Here is an 18337-nt window from a genome sequence, read left to right as displayed (position 1 = left end):
TATGGCCGTTTCAGGATATCCGCCCAGATCTGCGCAGGCACCTGCACGTCCAGCACCAGCCAGACCAGCAGATGAAAGCTCGCATAACAGACGGTCAGAACGCCGATCGCCCGCCGGAACTTCATCAGGTTCAGCCCGGCCAGACGTCGCAGCGGCGACACTGCCAGTCCCAGGATCAGCAACTGGAGGGCCAGCTCGCCATATTCATGTTCCAGCGCCTCGATCGGCTCGACGCCTAGTCCACCAGTCAGCCCCAGATAGAACAGCCACGGCGCCGGCAGTAGGCCCAGCAGGTAAACCGCCCAGACCGGAACGCGACGCAGGAACTGGTTCAGCTTGCTCATGGCTTTAATAATACTCGGACAGATCCATTCCGTCATACAGGCTTGCGACGTCAGACTCGTAGCCATTGAACATCAGCGTTGGCTGACGCTTGGCAAACAATCCGCCGCCGATGACCCGCTCAGAGGCCTGGGACCAGCGGGGATGATCCACGGTCGGATTCACGTTGCTGTAGAACCCGTATTCACGCGGGTTGGCCATGTTCCAGCTGGTTGGTGGCTCGTCCTCGGTCAGGGTGATGCGTACAATCGATTTGATCGACTTGAAGCCATATTTCCAGGGAACCACCAGCCGCAGCGGCGCGCCGTTCTGATTGGGGATCGGGCGGCCATAGATACCCGTCGCCATGATCGTCAGAGGGTGCATGGCCTCGTCCAGCCGCAAGCCCTCGCGATAGGGCCAGTCCAGAACCGGATAGGCAACGCCCGGCATCTCATCCGGACGCAGCGCGGTTTCGAAGGCCACGTATTTCGCCACCTCCTGCACACCAGCCATGTTCAGCAGATCGGCCAGCTCGAACCCGTTCCACGGCACGACCATCGACCAGGCCTCGACACAGCGGAACCGATAGATCCGCTCTTCGATCGTCATCTCGGACATGATATCCTGGAAGTCGTACTCCCCCGGACGGTCAACCAACCCGTCGATTGTCACGCTCCATGGTTCGGTCTTGAGGGCATGGGCGTATTTCGAAGGATCGTCCTTGCGAGTTCCGAACTCATAATAGTTGTTGTACGAGGTTATATCTTCCCAGCTGTTGGGCTCGGGCACGGCCTCGGCCTGCGCACGCCCGGCCATTGCAGCAAGGCCGGATCCGGCCAGCCCCGCCATAACCTGCCGGCGGTTTAGAAACGCCGCCCGAGGCGTGACGTCGGCATATGTCAAATTGTTGGTCCAGCGATGCGCCATCTCGGTCTCCGTTCCGTTTCAACCCCTGACCCGACCTAGCCCGGTCTTAGCACAGGACCAAGGCAACTTGCGTCACGATTGAGAGACGGGACTGTAACGAACCGGCCGCCCGCTGACGCCGGACCGACAAAATGGCCCGCCATCTCTGGCGGGCCTTTCCTGTTTCAACCTAGCCGCAGCTTAGTGCACGACGGCTTCGTCCGGGCGCGGGCGGTCGGTGGTGCCCAACCGGTCGCCGATGATCAGGCCATCGGGTCCGGCAGTCACCGGCACGGTATCGCCGTCCCGGATTTCGCCAGCCAGCAAAGCCTCGGCCAGCGGGTTCTGCAGGGCACGCTGGATCACGCGCTTAAGCGGACGCGCCCCGAAGACCGGGTCGTAGCCTTCGTTGGCCAGCCATTCCTTGGCGGCCTCGTCCAGCTCCAGCCGGATCTTGCGCGCGGCAAGCCGCTTCTGCAGGCGGGCCAGCTGGATGTCGACGATCGCAGCCATATCCGACCGCTGAAGCCGATCGAAGATGATGGTCTCGTCCAGACGGTTCAGGAACTCGGGCCGGAAATGCGCCCGGACCGCGTCCATCACGTCGCGCTTGGCCTGCGCCGTGTCGGCGCCTTCGGGCAACTGGCTCAGCGCCTGCGACCCGAGGTTCGAGGTCAACACGATCAGCGTCTGCTTGAAGTCGACCGTGCGGCCCTGGCCATCGGTCAAGACACCATCGTCCAGCACCTGCAACAGCACGTTGAATACGTCCGGATGCGCTTTCTCGACCTCGTCGAACAGCACCACCTGGTACGGCCGCCGACGGACGGCTTCGGTCAGAACGCCACCTTCCTCATATCCGACATAGCCCGGCGGTGCACCGATCAGGCGGGCGACGGCGTGTTTCTCCATGAATTCGGACATGTCGATCCGCACCATCGCGTGTTCGTCGTCGAACAGGTATTCGGCGACGGCCTTGGTCAGCTCGGTCTTACCCACACCGGTCGGGCCGAGGAACAGGAACGAGCCCAGCGGGCGATTCTCGTCGTTCAGACCGGCCCGGGCCCGGCGCACGGCATTGGCCACGGCGCGCACGGCCTCGTCCTGGCCGACCACGCGGGCATGCAGCGCTTCTTCCATGCGCAGCAGCTTTTCACGCTCGCCTTCCAGCATCTTCGAGGTCGGGATACCTGTCCAGCGTTCGACCACGGCCGCGATCTGTTCAGGGCGTACCGTTTCCTTGGCCATCACAGCGTTGCTTTCCTGGCTTTCAGCCTCGGCCAGCTTGCGCTCCAGCTCGGGGATCACGCCATAGGACAGCTCACCGGCCTTGGCCAGATTGCCCTCGCGCTTGGCGATCTCCAGCTCGGCGCGCGCCTTGTCCAGCTGTTCCTTCAGCTCGCGGGCGCTGGCAAGCTTGTCACGCTCGGCCTGCCACTGGGCAGTCAGCTCGGCGGATTTCTCCTTCAGCTCAGCCAGTTCCTTCTGCAAGGCCTCAAGCCGATCTTTCGAAGCCGCGTCATCTTCGAGCTTCAGTGCCTCTTCCTCGATCTGGAGCTGCAAGATCTGGCGATCCAGCTGGTCCAGCTCTTCGGGCTTGCTGTCCACTTCCATACGCAGACGCGAGGCGGCCTCGTCCACGAGGTCGATTGCCTTGTCGGGCAGGAAGCGGTCGGTGATGTAGCGGTGCGACAAGGTCGCGGCCGACACCAGCGCCGAATCCGAGATGCGCACGCCGTGGTGCAGCTCGTATTTTTCCTTGATGCCGCGCAGGATGCTGATCGTGTCCTCGACCGTGGGTTCCTGCACGTAGACGGGCTGGAACCGGCGGGCAAGGGCCGCGTCCTTCTCGACGTATTTGCGGTACTCGTCAAGCGTGGTGGCGCCGATGCAGTGCAGCTCGCCCCGCGCCAGCGCGGGCTTGATCAGGTTGGCCGCATCCATCGCGCCGTCGGTCTTGCCGGCACCCACCAGCGTGTGCATCTCGTCGATGAACAGGATGATCTCGCCAGCGGCCGCGGTGACCTCGTTCAGAACGGCCTTCAGACGTTCCTCGAACTCGCCACGGTATTTCGCACCAGCGATCAGGGCACCCATATCCAGCGCCAGCAGCTTCTTGTCCTTCAGCGATTCCGGCACGTCGCCGTTCACGATGCGGAGAGCCAGACCTTCGGCGATGGCGGTCTTACCCACACCGGGCTCACCGATCAGAACCGGGTTGTTCTTGGTCCGACGCGACAGAACCTGCATGGCGCGGCGGATTTCCTCGTCGCGGCCGATGATCGGGTCAATCTTGCCCTCGCGGGCGGCCTCGGTCAGGTCGCGGGCATATTTCTTCAGCGCGTCATAGCCTTCTTCGGCATTGGCGCTGTCGGCCGTGCGGCCCTTGCGGATGTCGTTGATCGCCTCGTTCAGCTTCTGGGCGGACACGGCACCGGCTTCCAGGGCCTCCTTGGCCTTGGATTTGACGATGCACAGCGCCATCAGCACACGCTCGACCGGCACGAAGCTGTCTCCGGCCTTCTTGGCGATCTTCTCGGCCTCGTCAAGAACCTTGGCGGTCTGGCCGTCCAGATAGACCTGGCCCGCGTCGCCGCTGACCTTCGGGATCTTCGCCAGGGCAACATCCAGCGCCTCGACCACACGCTCGGGCGCGCCGCCCGCACGTTTGATCAGGTTGCTGGCCAGCCCCTGATCATCGTCCATAAGTGCTTTCAGAATATGCTCGGGAGCCAATCTCTGGTGTCCCTCGCGCAGCGCAACAGTTTGCGCCGCCTGCACGAAGCCTCGTGCCCGCTCGGTGAACTTGTTCAAGTCCATCATTCTCTCCTTTTCCAAGCGCCCAAGGTTTTTGCGCCCGCTCGGCGGCACGCTTAGTTCTGGGCCTCATTAATCAATTTGGGAAATGCCCCTGCCGCTTCAAGAGGGTGGCGGGTGAAAAAACGCTCAGCCGCGGGGAATCGTATAGACGGTATAGCCGCCGGTTTCGGCCACCTGCTGGGCATCAAGCGTCTCGACCAGCGACTGCGCGGCGGCGCTGCCGGTGGGGCACGACACGAGGTCAGCGGTGTGGTCCAGGAAATTGCCGGTAAAGGCGGTTTCACCGGTCAACTGGCACCAGTCATTTTCGGACCGATAGCCGCGGACGAGATACAAATCGTCGTTGGTCGGGGGCGGGGCGGCGCCTGTTTCGGGCTGCTGCGGCGTGTCGGCGCAGGCGGCCAGCGTGGCCACGGCGGCCAGCGGAAATAGATGCTTCATGGTCTGTCCCTTCGGTGCAATTTTTGGTCCTGAATGCCGGCACCATAGTACAGTTGGGACAATGCGGGGGAAACCACCCCACGGCCCGGCGCGGGGTTCAACCGCCTTCGATCTGGTGGATCAGCTTTTGCGCCTTGTCATCGCCCTGCCCTGCCGCGAGGCGAAGAAACCTCAGCGCCTCTTCGACTTCGCCGATTTCATAGAGCATCCAGCCGAACTTGCGCTGCGATTTCATATCGCCGAGCTTTGCGGCCCTGCCCCAGAACACAAAGGCCGCTTCCATGTCCCGAGGCACACCGTCCCGCCCGTGATAGGTCAGAGACCCCAGATTGTGCAGCGCCACCACGTCGTCCTGCTTGGCCGCCTGGAAATAATAGTCCAGCGCCTGTTCAATGTCCTTGGAGTAGCCGTGCTCGCCGGTCTCGTAGATGTAGCCCAGGCGCGCCGCGGCATCGGCACTGCCGTTTCGGGCGGCCATCTTCAGATAGTCGACCGCGCGCTGCATGTCGCGCGTGACATGCGTGCCTTCGCGGTAGAAAGCGCCGAGGCGCAGCAGAGACGGCTCGTATCCGAAGAACGCGGCCCTTTCATAATAATACAGTGCCTTGTCTAAGTCGGGTGCAACACCTTTCCCGTTCTCGTAGCCATACGCGACGTTGTGCATTCCCATCGGCAGACCGGTTTCGGCAGCCGCCATGTACCATCCGAACGCGGTCTCTTCGTCCTCGGGAACGATCTCGCCATCGCCATAGAGCGTGGCGAGCGTGTTCATCGCCAGCCCGCTGCCTTCCATCGCAGCCAGTTCCGAAAACTCCAGCGCCATTTCCAGCTTGCCGCCCTTCATCAGCGCCCGACCAAAGGCGGCCACGACCTCGGCATCGACGTCCTGGTCGTTCAGCAGCAGATCGGCGCAGATCGCCATCGCGTTCTCGGCGTCCATGTCCGCCCATTCCACCCCGTCGAAATAGGACGACTGGCCCGGAGCGGCGGCGGCCATCAGGCACTCATATTCTCCGTCTGAATAATCGGGCTCGTATGGCGGCTCGTCAGGGTCTGGTTCAGGCCGGGGGCGCAGGTCGGAAACCCGCAGGCGCCGTTGCGGTTGCTTGGGGGCGTTGACCTCCCCCGGCTCAGGTGCGCCTTCATTGAACTGGGCCAGTTGTTCGCGCGCCAGCTGCGAATAGATCGGGCAATCGGCGTAGATTTCTGCGAAACTCTCGATGGCTGTCGCCGACCCGCTGTCCTTGACGTCCGCCCAGACCAGCCGGGCCTCGCCGCAATCCGTGTCGCCGGCCCAGACCGCGCCCGCCCCGGCCAAAACAGCCGCCGAGGCCACCACACCCAACCGCATCATCCCGTATGTCCCTGCGTCTTTTCTTGTCTCAATGCGCCACACGCTCTACAGAAGCGCCGATCCCGTCAAGCTTGAAAGGCCGAAACAATGTCCCAAACCGCCGATGACCGCCTGATCGTCGCCCTCGACGTCCCCAACGCGCTGGAAGGGCTGAAGCTGGCCGAAACGCTGGGCGACGCCGTTTCATTCTATAAGATCGGCCTGGGCATGCTGACCGGGGGCGGGCTGGCGCTGGCCAACGAGCTTAAACAAGAACACGGCAAGCGCATCTTCCTAGACATGAAGCTGTTCGACATCGGCAACACGGTCGAGAATGCCGTACGAGGGCTGGCGCAGTTCGATCTGGATTTCCTGACCGTCCATGGCGACCCCCACGTGGTGCGTGCCGCTAAGGAAGGCGCAGCAGGCAAGGATCTGAAGATTCTCGCGGTGACGATCCTCACCTCGCTGAACCGTGAAGATCTGGATGCCGGCATGATGAAGGCCGGCGAAATGCAGGACATGGTGGTGGAGCGCGCGGCCCGCGCCTTCGAGGCCGGGGCCGACGGCGTGATCGCCAGCCCGCAGGAGGCCGCTCTGATCCGCGCCCTGCCCCAGTCCCAGGACCGACTGATCGTCACCCCTGGTGTGCGGCCCTCGGGGGCCGATCTGGGCGACCAGAAGCGGGTCGCCACCCCGGCCAGAGCGATCGCAGACGGGGCCGATCACATTGTGGTCGGACGACCGATCTATCGTGCCGAAGACCCCAAGGCGGCCGCGCGGTCGGTTCTTGAGGAACTGAAATCGGTGCCGCAGGTTTAAGCGCGGCACGCCTTCGCGCGGGGTCTTTTTCGCAGGAAGCGGCGCGCAACCGATTGACCTTGCGTCACTTTTCCCTCGTTCCGCGCCGAATTGTCCCTGTGCCCGAAAACACACATGCGAAACCTCGGTTTTGCCCGGAGCGTCAAAACCCTGTCAAAATAGGCATTTTCGCGCGATTCTGGGCCAGAGACACTCCCCAACGGACTGCGACTTCCTGAGGTCCGTTACCTCCCCCCGCGCATCGGCGGGGGGTCTTCTTTCTCCTTCCGGAACTCTTCGGCCAACCGCTTTGATCTGGCGCGCGGGCTACGATAGGGTACAGCTTCTGGTTCATCGTCATGCTGCGCATGGAGAATGTGATGCCCGGTCTCTGCCGCGATTGCCTGACCCGTCTGGGTGACGAACGGCGCTGCCCAACCTGCGGCAGCCCGCGGGTTCTGCGCCATCCGGAACTTTTCGACCTGACCATTGCGCATATGGACTGCGACGCCTTCTATGCCTCGGTCGAAAAGCGTGACAACCCCGAGCTGGCCGACAAGCCGGTGATCATAGGCGGCGGGCGGCGCGGGGTGGTGTCCACCGCCTGCTACGTGGCGCGCATCCGCGGCGTGCGCTCGGCCATGCCGATGTTCCAGGCGCTGAAGCTGTGCCCCGACGCGGTGGTGATCAAGCCGCGCATGTCGGTCTATGCCGAGGTCTCGCGCCAGATCCGCGCGATGATGGACGAGCTGACCCCGGACGTGGAGCCGCTGTCGCTGGACGAGGCCTTCATGGACCTGTCGGGCACCCAGCGCCTGCACGGCGCGCCGCCCGCGGTGATGCTGGCGCGGCTGGTCAGGCGGATGAAGCACGAACTGGGCCTGACCGGCTCGATCGGGCTGTCGCACAACAAGTTCCTGGCCAAGGTGGCATCCGATCTGGACAAGCCGCGCGGCTTCTCGGTGATCGGCAAGGCCGAGACGGCGGATTTCCTACATGACAAGCCGGTAAGGTTGATCTGGGGCATCGGCCCGGCCGCGCAGGACTCGCTGGAGCGGGCCGGCATCCGCACCTTCTCGGACCTGCTGCGTTGGGATCAAGAGGCGCTGACGGCACGGTTCGGCGCGATGGGCCATCGCCTGTGGCATCTGGCGCGCGGACAGGACAAGCGCCGGGTCTCGGCGCACACGCCGATGAAATCCATCAGCAACGAGACCACATTCTTCGAGGACACCTCCGACCCTGACATTCTGGACGGGCATCTGTGGCGGATGGCGGAAAAGGTGGCCGACCGCGCCAAGGCCAAGGGGCTGGCCGGGCGGGTGGTGACGCTCAAGCTGAAACGGGCCAACCACAAGATCCTGACGCGGCGCGTGTCGTTGCGCGACGCAACCCAGATGGCCGACCGGATCTATCGCACCGCGCGCGGCCTGTTCGATCAGGTCGGCGATCAGGGGCCGTACCGCCTGTTGGGTTGCGGCTTGTCAGATCTGTGTCCGGCGGAACAGGCCGATGCCTTGGGCGACCTGCTGGATCCCGGCGCCGCCCAGCGCAGCAAGGCCGAACGCGCTGCGGACGAGATCCGCCGCAAGTTCGGCAGCGATGCAATCGTGAAAGGGCGTGCGCTGCGCTAGCTATTCCGCGGCCAGACGCTCGGGCTGTGCCCCGATCCGGGCGATATCGGCGATCACCCGCGCCAGAACCGCGCGGAACGAGTCAAAGTCGGCGTTGGGTTCGATCGTAGATTCATCCATGTAGAGCGCGCGGTCGATCTCGATCTGTATGGCGTGCTGATTTCGCGCCGGACGGCCGTAGGTCTGCGTCACGTAGGCCCCCGCAAACGGCGTGTTGCGGACCACGGTCAGCCCGGCCGAGACAAAGGCCGCTTCGATCTGATCCACGATCACCCCCGAAGCCGACGCACCGAACCGGTCACCCAGTACAATCTCCGGGCGGCGCCCATGCGCGGTTCCGGCCAGGGCCACCGCCTCGTGCGGCATCGAGTGGCAGTCGACCAGAATCGCCTGCCCGAAGGAGCCGATCGATTCAGCCAGCAGTGATTTCAGCCGGGCGTGATAGGGCCGCCAATAGGTGTCGATGCGCAGACGGGCCTCATCCATGGTCAGCTTGCCGCTGTATATCGCGCGGCCATTTGCCACCACCCGGGGAATCACTCCCAACCCCGAGGCAACGCGCGGATTGTGCCCCGACCGGCGGGCACCCATGATCAAAGCCGGGTCAAGCTCGTCTGCGCTGCGGTTCAGATCCAGAAAGGCCCGTGGCATCTGCGCGGCGATCAGCGGCGCGCCGTGATCCGGGGCAGATGCAAAAAGCTGATCAACGAAGGCATCCTCGGACGAACGAATCACGTCGCGGTTCAGAATCGACCGCTCCAGGAAGGGCTGGGTATAGTTCCGGCCGCTGTGGGGCGAGGAAAACACCACGCACGAGCTGCGTTTCGCGGGCATTTCCAAAGCATATGCGGTGCTGTGCATGTCCACTCCCTCTTTCCGAACAACATAGACCGGAAAATTGTTCGACCAAACCCCTTGAACCCCTGCGCGACTCCTTTTATAGAGCGCTCCACCGGCGCGGGGTTCCGCGCCCCATTTCGTTCTGGGGCGGATCTCGCAAAGGGAAAGTGGGCGGTTAGCTCAGCGGTAGAGCACTTCGTTGACATCGAAGGGGTCACAAGTTCGATCCTTGTACCGCCCACCATCTGTTTCACTGTTTCGGGTCTGACCCGGGGCACCCGCTAACCCAGGCGCTGGCCCGCGCCGCAGGAACTGGAGATAGGCCATGAAGGTCAAGAACTCGCTCCGCTCGCTCAAGAACCGGCACCGCGACTGCCGGGTCGTGCGTCGCAAAGGCCGCGTCTACGTCATCAACAAGACGCAGCGCAAGTTCAAAGCCCGCCAGGGCTGAGGACGGCGAAACACCGTTTCAAGAAACCGCGCCTCTGGGCGCGGTTTTTTTGTGCTCGATCTTCCCCGCGGCCCCGCCCGAGCCCCTTCCGCACGAGCCATGTGATGCAACAGACCGCCATCGCGTAGGGGACTGAAGCGAACAACGCGAATCCTGCCCCTATCGGCCAGCTGATGCCCAACCGTTCGAGTGAAAAGACCATGCGCTCCGCCCGCTCCCGCAAATGTGGAACAACGCCGCGCATCCGCTCATCGGTCGTGAAACCGTCAAGATCCACGCTCATTGCAAGCAGTGCAAGATCAAGTGCGAAGTCGCGCCACCACGAAAAAAGGATGGTCAGACCGACGACGAGCAACAAGCCCCGGGTGAACCCGGTCGGAAAAAAGCGAGCAATCTGACGCAAAGCCAGACCGGCCCCGCGACAAGCCCGAAAAGCAACAGCAGCGTCACGGCTTCCAGCAACACTTCGACTATTTCGAGAGCCCTTCCGCCATTTGCGCCGAACCGACCTGACGCCGGCGCTTGCCGCTGTCCGGCGGAGCGGCTCTACCAATTGGCTCCGACATGGTTAACGAACTGGTTAACCCCCACGAGCGCCGCGGCATTTTTGACCAAGTAATTTTGTCAGATTTCCTTGCATCTCGCCCGAAATCGTTTAATTGAGCAAATCAGTCGGGAAATACCCGCTCCTGAGATTCGACAACTGGGACCAACACAGATGAAAACCAAGCGCTTTATCGCCGCCGCCCTGTCGGCCCTGATCGCCGGATCGGCCGCCGCCGAAGGCGAGCTGAACCTGTACTCCTCGCGTCACTACGATACCGACGAGCGCCTCTACACCGATTTCGAAGAGGCCACCGGCATCAAGATCAATCGCATCGAAGGCAAGGCCGACGAGCTGATCGCACGGATGGAAGCCGAAGGCGCGAACTCGCCCGCCGACATCCTGCTGACCGTGGACACCTCGCGCCTGGCGCGGGCCAAGAACGTGGGCCTGCTGCAGGCGGTCAACAGCGACGTGCTGGAAGAGCGCATCCCCGCCAACCTACAGGACGAGGACAACCAGTGGTTCGGCTTCTCGCAGCGCGCGCGCATCATCTTCTACGACAAGAATGACGTGACCAACCCGCCGGCAACCTACCTGGACCTGGCGAATCCCGAATACAAAGGGCTGGTCTGCATCCGCTCGTCGACCAACACCTACAACCAGACGCTGCTGGCCTCGATCATCACCCATCACGGCGCCGAGAAGGCCAAGGAATGGGCCGCGGGCGTGGTCGCCAACATGGCGCGTGACCCGCAGGGCGGCGACACCGACCAGCTGCGCGGCATCGTCTCGGGTGAATGCGAGATCGCCGTGTCGAACTCCTACTACTTTGCACGCGCCCTGCGCAAAGACGTCAAGGGCCTGTCGGACAGCGTCGACATGATCGGCATCCAGTTCCCGTCGCAGGACGCGGAAGGCGCGCATATGAACCTGTCGGGCGCCGGTGTCGCGGCACATGCTCCGAACAAGGACGCCGCCATCAAGTTCCTGGAGTATCTCGCCAGCGATAAAGCGCAGGTCTATTTCTCGAACGGCAATGACGAATACCCTGCCGTTCCCGGCGCGCCGCTGGCCGAGAACGTGGCTGCTCTGGGTGAGTTCAAGGCCGACGACGTGAACCTGTCTGAAGTCGCCAAGAACATCCCCGAGGCCCAGAAGATCTTCAATGAGGTTGGCTGGAAGTAAGCCGCCATCATATCGAGCAGTTCAAGGGGCGCGGCAAACGCGCCCCTTTTTATTTTATTTATTTCTGTTACTTTTCTCATTATCGAAAATGTTTCCCGGATATGACCAATGCTTGACTGCTTGTCCAGCCGCCTCGCCCGCCACCTGAGCGACCTGCGCCGCAGTCGGGGCTGGTCGCTTGAACAACTCGCCCAGACCAGCGGGGTCAGCCGAGCCACTCTGTCGCGCATGGAGAAGGCCGAAGTCAGTCCGACAGCCGAGAATCTTGGCCGGTTGTGCGCAGCCTACGGACTGCCGATGTCGCGCCTGTTGATGATGGTCGAGGACAGCTTCGACCCCAAGGTTCCTTACGAACGGCAGATCGAGTGGCGCGACCCCGAAACCGGGTTCACGCGCCGATCGGTGTCGCCGCCCTCGGCGGGGCTGACGGGCGAGGTCCTGGAATGTCACCTGCCGCCCGGCACCACGATCGCCTATGACGCGCCGCCACGACCCGGGCAGGAACACCACTTGGTCGTACTGGATGGCGCGCTGACCCTGACGGTCGATGGCACGCCCCACGCGCTGAACGCGGGCGACTGCCTGCGCTATCACCTGTCCGGCGCAACCCGTTTTGAAACCGAGGCGTCCCGCGGCGCCCGCTACATTCTGGTGCTGATATGATTACACGCCTGACCGAAACAACTTTTGACCAGGCGGTGGACGATCTGGCGGATATCCTGCACGGCTGCGTGCATACCGGCTCCAGCATAGGGTTCATTTTGCCGTTTTCCCGTGACGCCGCGCGCGCCTATTGGCAGGAGCGCGTGCGCCCCGGGCTGTCAGCCGGAGAGCTGGATCTTTTCGTAGCCCATGATGATGGACGCATCCAAGGGACGGTTCAGCTGATTCCGGCTGCGATGCCCAACCAACCGCACCGCGCCGATGTGGCCAAGCTGCTGGTGCATCCCGACGCACGGCGGCGCGGGCTGGGCCGCGCCTTGATGGGTGCCCTGCTAGAGCGCGCCACCGAACTTGGCCGAACCCTGTTGGTGCTGGACACGCGCAGCACCGACCCCTCGCGTATCCTGTACCAAAGCCTGGGGTTTAAAACTGCTGGAGAGATTCCCGGCTATTGCCGCAACCCGTTCGAGCCCGTGTTCGAACCAACCACCTACATGTACAAGGCGCTGGGCTAACGCAGCACTAGGTCGGCCGAGCCCGAGTTCTGCACCACGCGCCGGGCGTTGGGAATGTCATTGGCGAAGGCTCGGCGCTCGGCTTCTTCGCGAGGCAGGCCCAGCCCGATCCAACGGTCCAGCAAGCGCGCCTCCAGCGTGGGCAATGGCACGTCCAAAAACACGGTCAACGCCCACAGGTCGCGCAGATCGCGCCACCCCGGTTCGTCCAGCAGGAGATAATTTCCCTCTACGATCACCACCTTCTGGTCGCGGGTTACGAACGAACAGGCGGCGATGGACTTGTCGAGCACACGGTCGAACTCGGGCACGGCGACCTCGTCTTCGGCCTGGAGGCGGCGCAACAAGGCATGAAAGCCCGGCAGGTCGAATGTCTCGGGCGCACCCTTGCGCGGCAGCAGATCGCGCGCCGTCAGAATCTGGTTGTCATAGTGGAAACCATCCATCGACAGCAGACCGGTCGGAATGCCGCGCACCTGCAGCGCCTGTTGTGCAAGCGCGGCCACCGTGGATTTCCCCGCGCCCGGCGGCCCGGCCACGGCGACAAGCTGGCGCGTTTCACGGCCCGCCAGCCCGGCTGCGGCGTCGGCGATCCGCTCGGCCAGCGCCTGCGGCGATGACCCTGCAACCGTCATGCCGCGCGATCCTGTTCCGGCGGCTCTTTGGCGCCGGTCATGAACGCCACGGCATCGGACATGGTGTAATCATTGGGGTCGATCACGCAGAGCCGCTTGCCCAACCGATGCACATGGATGCGGTCGGCCACTTCGAACACATGGGGCATGTTGTGGCTGATCAGAATGATCGGAATACCACGCGATTTCACGTCTTGGATCAGCTCCAAAACCCTCCGGCTTTCCTTGACACCAAGCGCCGCGGTGGGTTCGTCGAGGATGATGACTTTGGATCCGAACGCCGCCGCCCGGGCCACGGCAACGCCCTGACGCTGTCCACCCGACAAGGTCTCGACCGCCTGGTTGATGTTCTGGATCGTCATCAGCCCCAGTTCGTTCAGCTTGTCGCGGGCGAACTTCTCCATCGCAGGGCGGTCGAGCATCCGGAATACCGAGCCCAAAGGACCCTTGCGCCGGATCTCGCGCCCCATGAACATGTTGTCGGTGATCGACAGGGCGGGCGACATGGCCAACGTCTGATAGACCGTTTCGATCCCGGCTTCGCGTGCGTCGATGGGCGAGTGGAAATCGACCTTGCGCCCTTCCAGCCAGATCTCGCCCTCATCCGGGGCGACGGCACCGGAAACCGCCTTGATCAAGGTCGATTTACCTGCACCGTTGTCGCCGATCACGGCCAGGATTTCGCCCGGCATCAGGTCGAAATCGCAATGATCCAGCGCCGTGACCCTGCCATAGCGTTTGACCAAGTTGCGCCCTTTGAGAATGGGTTCCATCACGCTGCTACCTTTCTGATCCACTGGTCCACGGCCACGGCGGCGATGATCAGCATACCGATAAGAAGGAAGGTCCACTGCGCATCCGCGCCCAACAACCGCAGGCCGAGGGTGAACACGCCCACGATCAGCGCCCCGAACAACGAGCCCAGGATCGACCCGCGCCCCCCGAACAAAGAAATGCCTCCGATCACGACGGCGGTGATGCTTTCGATGTTGGCCAACTGCCCCGAGGTGGGCGAGACCGAGCCTATGCGCCCAATCAGCGCCCAGCCGGCAAAGGCGCAAATCAGCCCCGAAAGCATGTAGACCGACATCAGCGTTCGATGCACGTTCACGCCCGACAGCTCGGCTGCCTCGGGGTCGTCGCCCACGGCATAGACATGGCGGCCCCACGCGGTATGCCGCAGCGCATAGGCCAGCACCAGGATCAGCACCAGCATGAAGATCACTCCGACCGTGAACACCGCCCCGCCGACATTGATTTTGGCGCCGAACAGCTGAAGGATCGGGGCGTTGGCCTCGATTTCCTGCGACCGGATGGTTTCATTCTGTGAATACAGGAAGTTGGCGGCCAGTACGATCTGCCACATGCCCAGCGTCACGATGAAGGGCGGCAGCTTGACCCGGCTGACCAGGAATCCATTCACCGCGCCGATTGCGGTCCCGATGGCCAGACCGCACAGGATCGCCACCGTAGGCGGCAGCCCGTAGCGGAAAGTGAACTGGCCCATCACAACCGACGACATGACCATGATCGCGCCCACGCTCAGGTCGATCCCGGCGGTCAGGATTACCAGACTTTGGGCGGCGGCCACGATGCCGACGATCTGCACCTGCTGCAGGATCAGGGTCAGGGCAAAGGGCGAAAAGAACTTGGCGCCCAGCAAGACGCCGAAAATCAGGATCGCCGCCACCAAAACGATCAGCGGCACCAGCGACGGGTTCACATGCAGAAAGTGTTGGACTGTCCCCATGAACCCGCGGTGGTGATCTTCGAATTCGGCAACCTGTTCCGGGCTGCCTTTGGCTGCGGCTTCGAAATCGTCGGACTGTCTCGATGTGTCGGACATCAATGAGGTTCCCCCATGCGCCAAGCTCCCGTCTTGGGGCGACTCTAGCAAAATTTCGGGTGAGGTCGTGGTTCAATTCAGGGGCCGCAGCGCGCGGCCCCTGAAGGGATCAGATCAGCCCCAGCAGAGGTCCATGCCCTCTTTGACCGAGATCGACTCGACGCCAGCGGCCGGCTTGTCCGTTACCAGCGCAACACCGGTGTCATAGAAATTTTTGCCGGGCGTGTTCTCGGGCTTCACGCCCTCGTCGGCCCATTTCTTGACTGCCTCGACGCCAAGCGACGCCATCAGCAGCGGGTATTGCTGCGAGGTAGCGCCGATCACACCGTCGGCCACGTTCTGCACACCGGGGCAGCCGCCGTCGACCGAAACGATCAGCACATCGTTTTCGCGGCCGATGGCCTTGAGCGCCTCATACGCACCGGCGGCAGCCGGTTCGTTGATCGTGTAGACCACATTGACCATCGGATCCTTGGCCAGAAGGTTCTCCATGGCCTTGCGGCCGCCCTCTTCGTTCCCGGCGGTGACGTCATGGCCCACGATGCGCGGGTCGGTCTCGTCGCCCCATTTGTTCGGGTCGCCCAGGTCAATGCCGAACCCCTGCAGGAAGCCTTGGTCGCGCAGCACCCCGACCGAGGGCTGGCTGACTGCCAGGTCCAGCATGGCGATCTTGGCGTTCTGGGCTTCGTCCCCCAGTGTGGCCGCGGCCCATTTGCCGATCAGCTCGCCGGCCAGAAAGTTGTCGGTGGCAAAGGTTGCATCGGCCGCGTCGATCGGCTCCAGCGGTGTATCCAGCGCGATGACCAGCACACCCGCGTCGCGCGCCTGCTGGACGGCGGGGACGATCGACGAGGTATCAGATGCGGTCAAGAGGATACCCTTGGCGCCATCCAGAATGCAGGTCTCGATCGCCTGCACCTGAGTTTCATGGTCGCCGTCGATCTTGCCGGCAAACGCCTTGAGCGTCATGCCCAGCTCTTCGGCCTTGGCGGTGGCCCCCTCTTTCATCTTCACGAAGAAGGGGTTGGTGTCGGTTTTGGTGATCAGACAGACCGTGTCCTGCGCGGCGGCAGCGCTCGCCATGGCTGTCAGGGCCAACGCGGTCGCGCCAGCAAATGCTGAAATTTTCAAAGCTTTTCCTCCCGTTATCTCCGACGCCCGCAGACGTCTTGGGCAAGCGGGCGAAATTCGATCCGCTCCCATGGACAAAACCATCAGGCAATTCCCGATTCCTGTCAATAATTAAATCACTCTTAATTATTATTGACACCCCACGGCCCACGCCACATTCTTGCTGGAACAAGGAGCACCCCGTGACCGAGAAACCCGCAATCGAGACCGGCCCCTCGAACCGCCCGTCAAACGTGCGCGGGACCAACCAAAGCGGCATGCGCGCGCGCAATGAAAAACTGGTTTTGTCGCTGGTCCGGCGCCATCAGGCGCTGGCCAAGTCAGAATTGGCGCGCATGGCCGGCCTGTCGGCGCAGACCGTCTCGGTCATCATGCGGCAGTTGGAAAGCGACGGGCTGCTGTTGCGCGGCGAGCCGCAACGAGGCAAGGTCGGACAGCCTTCGGTGCCGATGCGATTGAACCCGGACGGTGCCTATTTCCTGGGCCTGAAGGTCGGGCGCCGTAGCTCGGAGATGGTGCTGACCGATTTCCTGGGGCGGGTTCGCGACCGGTCCCGCACCACTTATGACTACCCCACCCCGCAGCAGACGCTCGATTTCGCAGTCCGGTCCCTGACCCACATGACAGAGGCGCTGTCCGAACCCGCACGCGCGCGAGTGGCAGGCTTGGGCATCGCCATGCCCTTTTACCTGTGGGACTGGGCACAGATTCTGCAGGTCCCGCAGGAAAAGATGGACCCATGGCGCATGGCCGACCTGCGGGCCAGCCTTTCGGACATCTGCGATGTTCCGGTCTATGCCCAAAATGACGCGACGGCCGCCTGCGGCGCGGAACTGGTATTCGGCCCAACCGAAGGACCGCGGGATTTCCTTTATTTCTATGTCGGCTATTTCGTCGGCGGCGGCGTTGTGTTGAACGGGTCCATCTTTGCCGGCCGGGGAAACGCCGGCGCGTTGGGGCCGATGCCGGTCTCCGTCGGGTCGGGGCAAGTACTACCCCTGATCGAGGTGGCCAGCCTGTATGTCCTCGAACGCGCGTTGGCGGCCTCTGGTTGCGACGCATCGGGCCTGTGGCATTCGCCCGAGCGCTGGACGATTCCCGCCGACCTGCTCGAGCGGTGGCTGAACCGGGCGGCACAGGGTCTGGCCCATGCCATCCTGTCCAGTTGTAGCCTGATCGATTTCGAGTGCGTCAAGATCGACGGCTGGATGCCGAATGCGGTCAAGTCCCGGCTGATTACGTTGGTTCGGGACCGCCTGTCCCGGCTGAACCTGACCGGGCTGGAAGCACCGTCGATTTCGGCCGGCTCGGTCGGACCGGACGCACGCGCGTTGGGCGCCGCCAGCCTGCCATTGTCGGACCGATATCTGGTCGAGACGTGAAGCGGCCCTTGAACATGGGCTGTCGAATGTGTCGTCGGGTCACCCGGCCGATCAGGGCCGTGGCACAAGATCCAAACGCATGAATGCGCTGTTGGGATCGTGATGATATCCAAAGATTGGGCCGCAATAGCCGTAGCCCAACGCCTCGTACAGTTTGCGAGCAGCGTCATAGTCCGGAAGATGCGCCGCGCCGGTTTCCAGAACAAGCGCTGCAAAGCCTTCTGACCGGGCGATTTCAGCCAGATGCTCCATCATCCGGCGGGCCAGCCCCCGGCCCCGCGCCTGCGGCAGCACATGCACCGATTTGACCTCGGCCGTGCCATCGGGCAGCGCCTTGAGCGCCCCGCAGCCCAGCACCTGATCGTCCTCTAGGATCGCCCAGAACCGGATGTCCGGCGCGGTCAATGCATCAGGTTGCAGCGTATGATTGCTCTCTGCAGGGCCGGCCCACCGGCTGTGCGCGACATGGGCCTCTACCACCGGACGCAATGCATCCGATGTCGGATCGGCCGGACAAATCCGGATCATTCAGTGGGTCCAGGGGCCGCGCCGGTCGGTGGCAAAGTTTTCGCCATATCCGCGCGGGCGGATATTGGGTTTGCGCTTGTGGGGCTCGACGACCTGCGCGTCGATGCCGTGTTCCCGCGCATAGTGCAGCGCCTCTTCCTTGGTGTCGAACCGCAGGCGCACCTGGGTCTGGGTGTCGCTGGAAGATGTCCAGCCCATCAGCGGATCGACCTCGCGCGCCGAGGCCGGGGCGTATTCCAGAACCCATTTGCGGGTCTTGGCCATTCCCGACGTCATTGCGTTTCGGGCAGGCTGGTAAATCCGTGCGCGCATGTCGCCTCTCCATACTCGGGTTGTCGCGCCCGTTTATGCGGCA

20 protein-coding genes and 1 tRNA gene (1 of these 21 running past the window's edge) are annotated in these 18337 nt (G+C 63.1%); 9 read left to right on the top strand and 12 right to left on the bottom strand.

What is annotated here, in order from left to right; translation table 11 throughout:
- The 5 genes from msrQ to AC2FMD_RS10805 all read right to left on the bottom strand — a co-directional run.
- Window positions 1-344, bottom strand: the 5' portion of a protein-coding gene (gene msrQ / locus AC2FMD_RS10825; protein WP_496742250.1) for a protein-methionine-sulfoxide reductase heme-binding subunit MsrQ. 271 nt of this gene lie to the left of the window's left edge; only the first 344 of its 615 coding nucleotides appear in the window; its start codon is at window positions 342-344; its stop codon lies off the left edge, out of view.
- A gap of 4 nt (window positions 345-348) precedes the next feature.
- Window positions 349-1251, bottom strand: coding sequence for a protein-methionine-sulfoxide reductase catalytic subunit MsrP (gene msrP, locus AC2FMD_RS10820; RefSeq protein WP_496742249.1), 903 nt, complete (start codon window positions 1249-1251; stop codon window positions 349-351).
- A gap of 180 nt (window positions 1252-1431) precedes the next feature.
- The gene (clpB, locus tag AC2FMD_RS10815) at window positions 1432-4050 is read right to left on the bottom strand and encodes an ATP-dependent chaperone ClpB (protein WP_496742248.1); all 2619 of its coding nucleotides are present in this window, start codon (window positions 4048-4050) and stop codon (window positions 1432-1434) included.
- 126 nt (window positions 4051-4176) lie between these two features.
- Window positions 4177-4491: a hypothetical protein gene (locus tag AC2FMD_RS10810; RefSeq protein ID WP_496742247.1), complete on the bottom strand. Its 315-nt coding sequence runs from the start codon at window positions 4489-4491 to the stop codon at window positions 4177-4179.
- 97 nt (window positions 4492-4588) lie between these two features.
- Window positions 4589-5845 carry a tetratricopeptide repeat protein gene (locus AC2FMD_RS10805; protein WP_496742246.1) on the bottom strand — a complete coding sequence of 419 codons (1257 nt, stop codon included), beginning with the start codon at window positions 5843-5845 and terminating at the stop codon, window positions 4589-4591.
- Between the two features lie 87 nt (window positions 5846-5932).
- On the opposite strand from AC2FMD_RS10805, the gene pyrF reads away from it, so the two are divergent.
- Both pyrF and AC2FMD_RS10795 read left to right on the top strand, forming a co-directional pair.
- Window positions 5933-6646, top strand: coding sequence for an orotidine-5'-phosphate decarboxylase (pyrF, locus tag AC2FMD_RS10800; protein WP_496742245.1), 714 nt, complete (start codon window positions 5933-5935; stop codon window positions 6644-6646).
- Window positions 6647-7005: 359 nt separating this feature from the next.
- On the top strand, window positions 7006-8259 hold the full coding sequence (locus tag AC2FMD_RS10795) for a DNA polymerase IV (protein ID WP_496742244.1): 1254 nt from the start codon (window positions 7006-7008) through the stop codon (window positions 8257-8259).
- Here the strand turns inward: AC2FMD_RS10795 and AC2FMD_RS10790 are convergent, their stop codons facing one another.
- Entirely contained in the window at window positions 8260-9120 is an 861-nt protein-coding gene (locus tag AC2FMD_RS10790) for an N-formylglutamate amidohydrolase (RefSeq protein ID WP_496684297.1), read from the bottom strand.
- A 148-nt stretch (window positions 9121-9268) separates the two neighbouring features.
- Between AC2FMD_RS10790 and AC2FMD_RS10785 the strand changes: the two genes are divergently transcribed.
- The 6 genes from AC2FMD_RS10785 to AC2FMD_RS10760 all read left to right on the top strand — a co-directional run bounded on the left by AC2FMD_RS10785 (window position 9269) and on the right by AC2FMD_RS10760 (window position 12460).
- Window positions 9269-9343 (top strand) — tRNA-Val (locus tag AC2FMD_RS10785).
- An 81-nt stretch (window positions 9344-9424) separates the two neighbouring features.
- Window positions 9425-9550 (top strand): type B 50S ribosomal protein L36, encoded by a 126-nt coding sequence (gene ykgO / locus AC2FMD_RS10780; protein ID WP_005648635.1) that lies wholly within the window; start codon window positions 9425-9427, stop codon window positions 9548-9550.
- Window positions 9551-9773: 223 nt separating this feature from the next.
- Window positions 9774-10169 (top strand): hypothetical protein, encoded by a 396-nt coding sequence (locus AC2FMD_RS10775; protein WP_496742243.1) that lies wholly within the window; start codon window positions 9774-9776, stop codon window positions 10167-10169.
- A gap of 99 nt (window positions 10170-10268) precedes the next feature.
- Entirely contained in the window at window positions 10269-11282 is a 1014-nt protein-coding gene (locus AC2FMD_RS10770; RefSeq protein WP_496742242.1) for a Fe(3+) ABC transporter substrate-binding protein, read from the top strand.
- 108 nt (window positions 11283-11390) lie between these two features.
- A complete protein-coding gene (locus tag AC2FMD_RS10765; protein ID WP_496681961.1) occupies window positions 11391-11945 on the top strand; it encodes a helix-turn-helix domain-containing protein in 555 nt (184 codons plus the stop codon).
- Window positions 11942-12460 carry a GNAT family N-acetyltransferase gene (locus AC2FMD_RS10760; RefSeq protein ID WP_496742241.1) on the top strand — a complete coding sequence of 173 codons (519 nt, stop codon included), beginning with the start codon at window positions 11942-11944 and terminating at the stop codon, window positions 12458-12460. Before AC2FMD_RS10765 ends, AC2FMD_RS10760 begins: the two co-directional genes overlap by 4 nt.
- Here the strand turns inward: AC2FMD_RS10760 and AC2FMD_RS10755 are convergent.
- From AC2FMD_RS10755 to AC2FMD_RS10740, 4 genes are all read right to left on the bottom strand, one after another.
- Entirely contained in the window at window positions 12457-13095 is a 639-nt protein-coding gene (locus AC2FMD_RS10755; RefSeq protein WP_496742240.1) for an AAA family ATPase, read from the bottom strand. The genes AC2FMD_RS10760 and AC2FMD_RS10755 overlap by 4 nt on opposite strands.
- Entirely contained in the window at window positions 13092-13868 is a 777-nt protein-coding gene (locus AC2FMD_RS10750) for an ATP-binding cassette domain-containing protein (RefSeq protein ID WP_496681957.1), read from the bottom strand. Before AC2FMD_RS10750 ends, AC2FMD_RS10755 begins: the two co-directional genes overlap by 4 nt.
- Complete coding sequence (locus AC2FMD_RS10745; RefSeq protein WP_496681955.1) at window positions 13868-14941, bottom strand: ABC transporter permease; 1074 nt, start codon at window positions 14939-14941, stop codon at window positions 13868-13870. The genes AC2FMD_RS10750 and AC2FMD_RS10745 overlap by 1 nt, the downstream gene beginning before the upstream one ends.
- Window positions 14942-15055: 114 nt before the next feature.
- Complete coding sequence (locus AC2FMD_RS10740; protein ID WP_496794990.1) at window positions 15056-16024, bottom strand: sugar ABC transporter substrate-binding protein; 969 nt, start codon at window positions 16022-16024, stop codon at window positions 15056-15058.
- 305 nt (window positions 16025-16329) lie between these two features.
- Here AC2FMD_RS10740 and AC2FMD_RS10735 point away from each other — a divergent pair, with 305 nt between their 5' ends.
- A complete protein-coding gene (locus AC2FMD_RS10735; protein ID WP_496742252.1) occupies window positions 16330-17454 on the top strand; it encodes an ROK family transcriptional regulator in 1125 nt (374 codons plus the stop codon).
- Between the two features lie 51 nt (window positions 17455-17505).
- Here the strand turns inward: AC2FMD_RS10735 and AC2FMD_RS10730 are convergent, their stop codons facing one another.
- Window positions 17506-17982 carry a GNAT family N-acetyltransferase gene (locus AC2FMD_RS10730; RefSeq protein WP_496742239.1) on the bottom strand — a complete coding sequence of 159 codons (477 nt, stop codon included), beginning with the start codon at window positions 17980-17982 and terminating at the stop codon, window positions 17506-17508.
- Window positions 17983-18294 carry an ETC complex I subunit gene (locus tag AC2FMD_RS10725; protein ID WP_149777332.1) on the bottom strand — a complete coding sequence of 104 codons (312 nt, stop codon included), beginning with the start codon at window positions 18292-18294 and terminating at the stop codon, window positions 17983-17985.
- Window positions 18295-18337: the final 43 nt, after the last annotated feature.

It is taken from the genome of Ruegeria sp. BHSC276, from assembly GCF_059612945.1.
The sequence above is the reverse complement of the archived record's forward strand: the minus strand, read 5'-3'. Positions and strand labels throughout refer to the sequence as shown.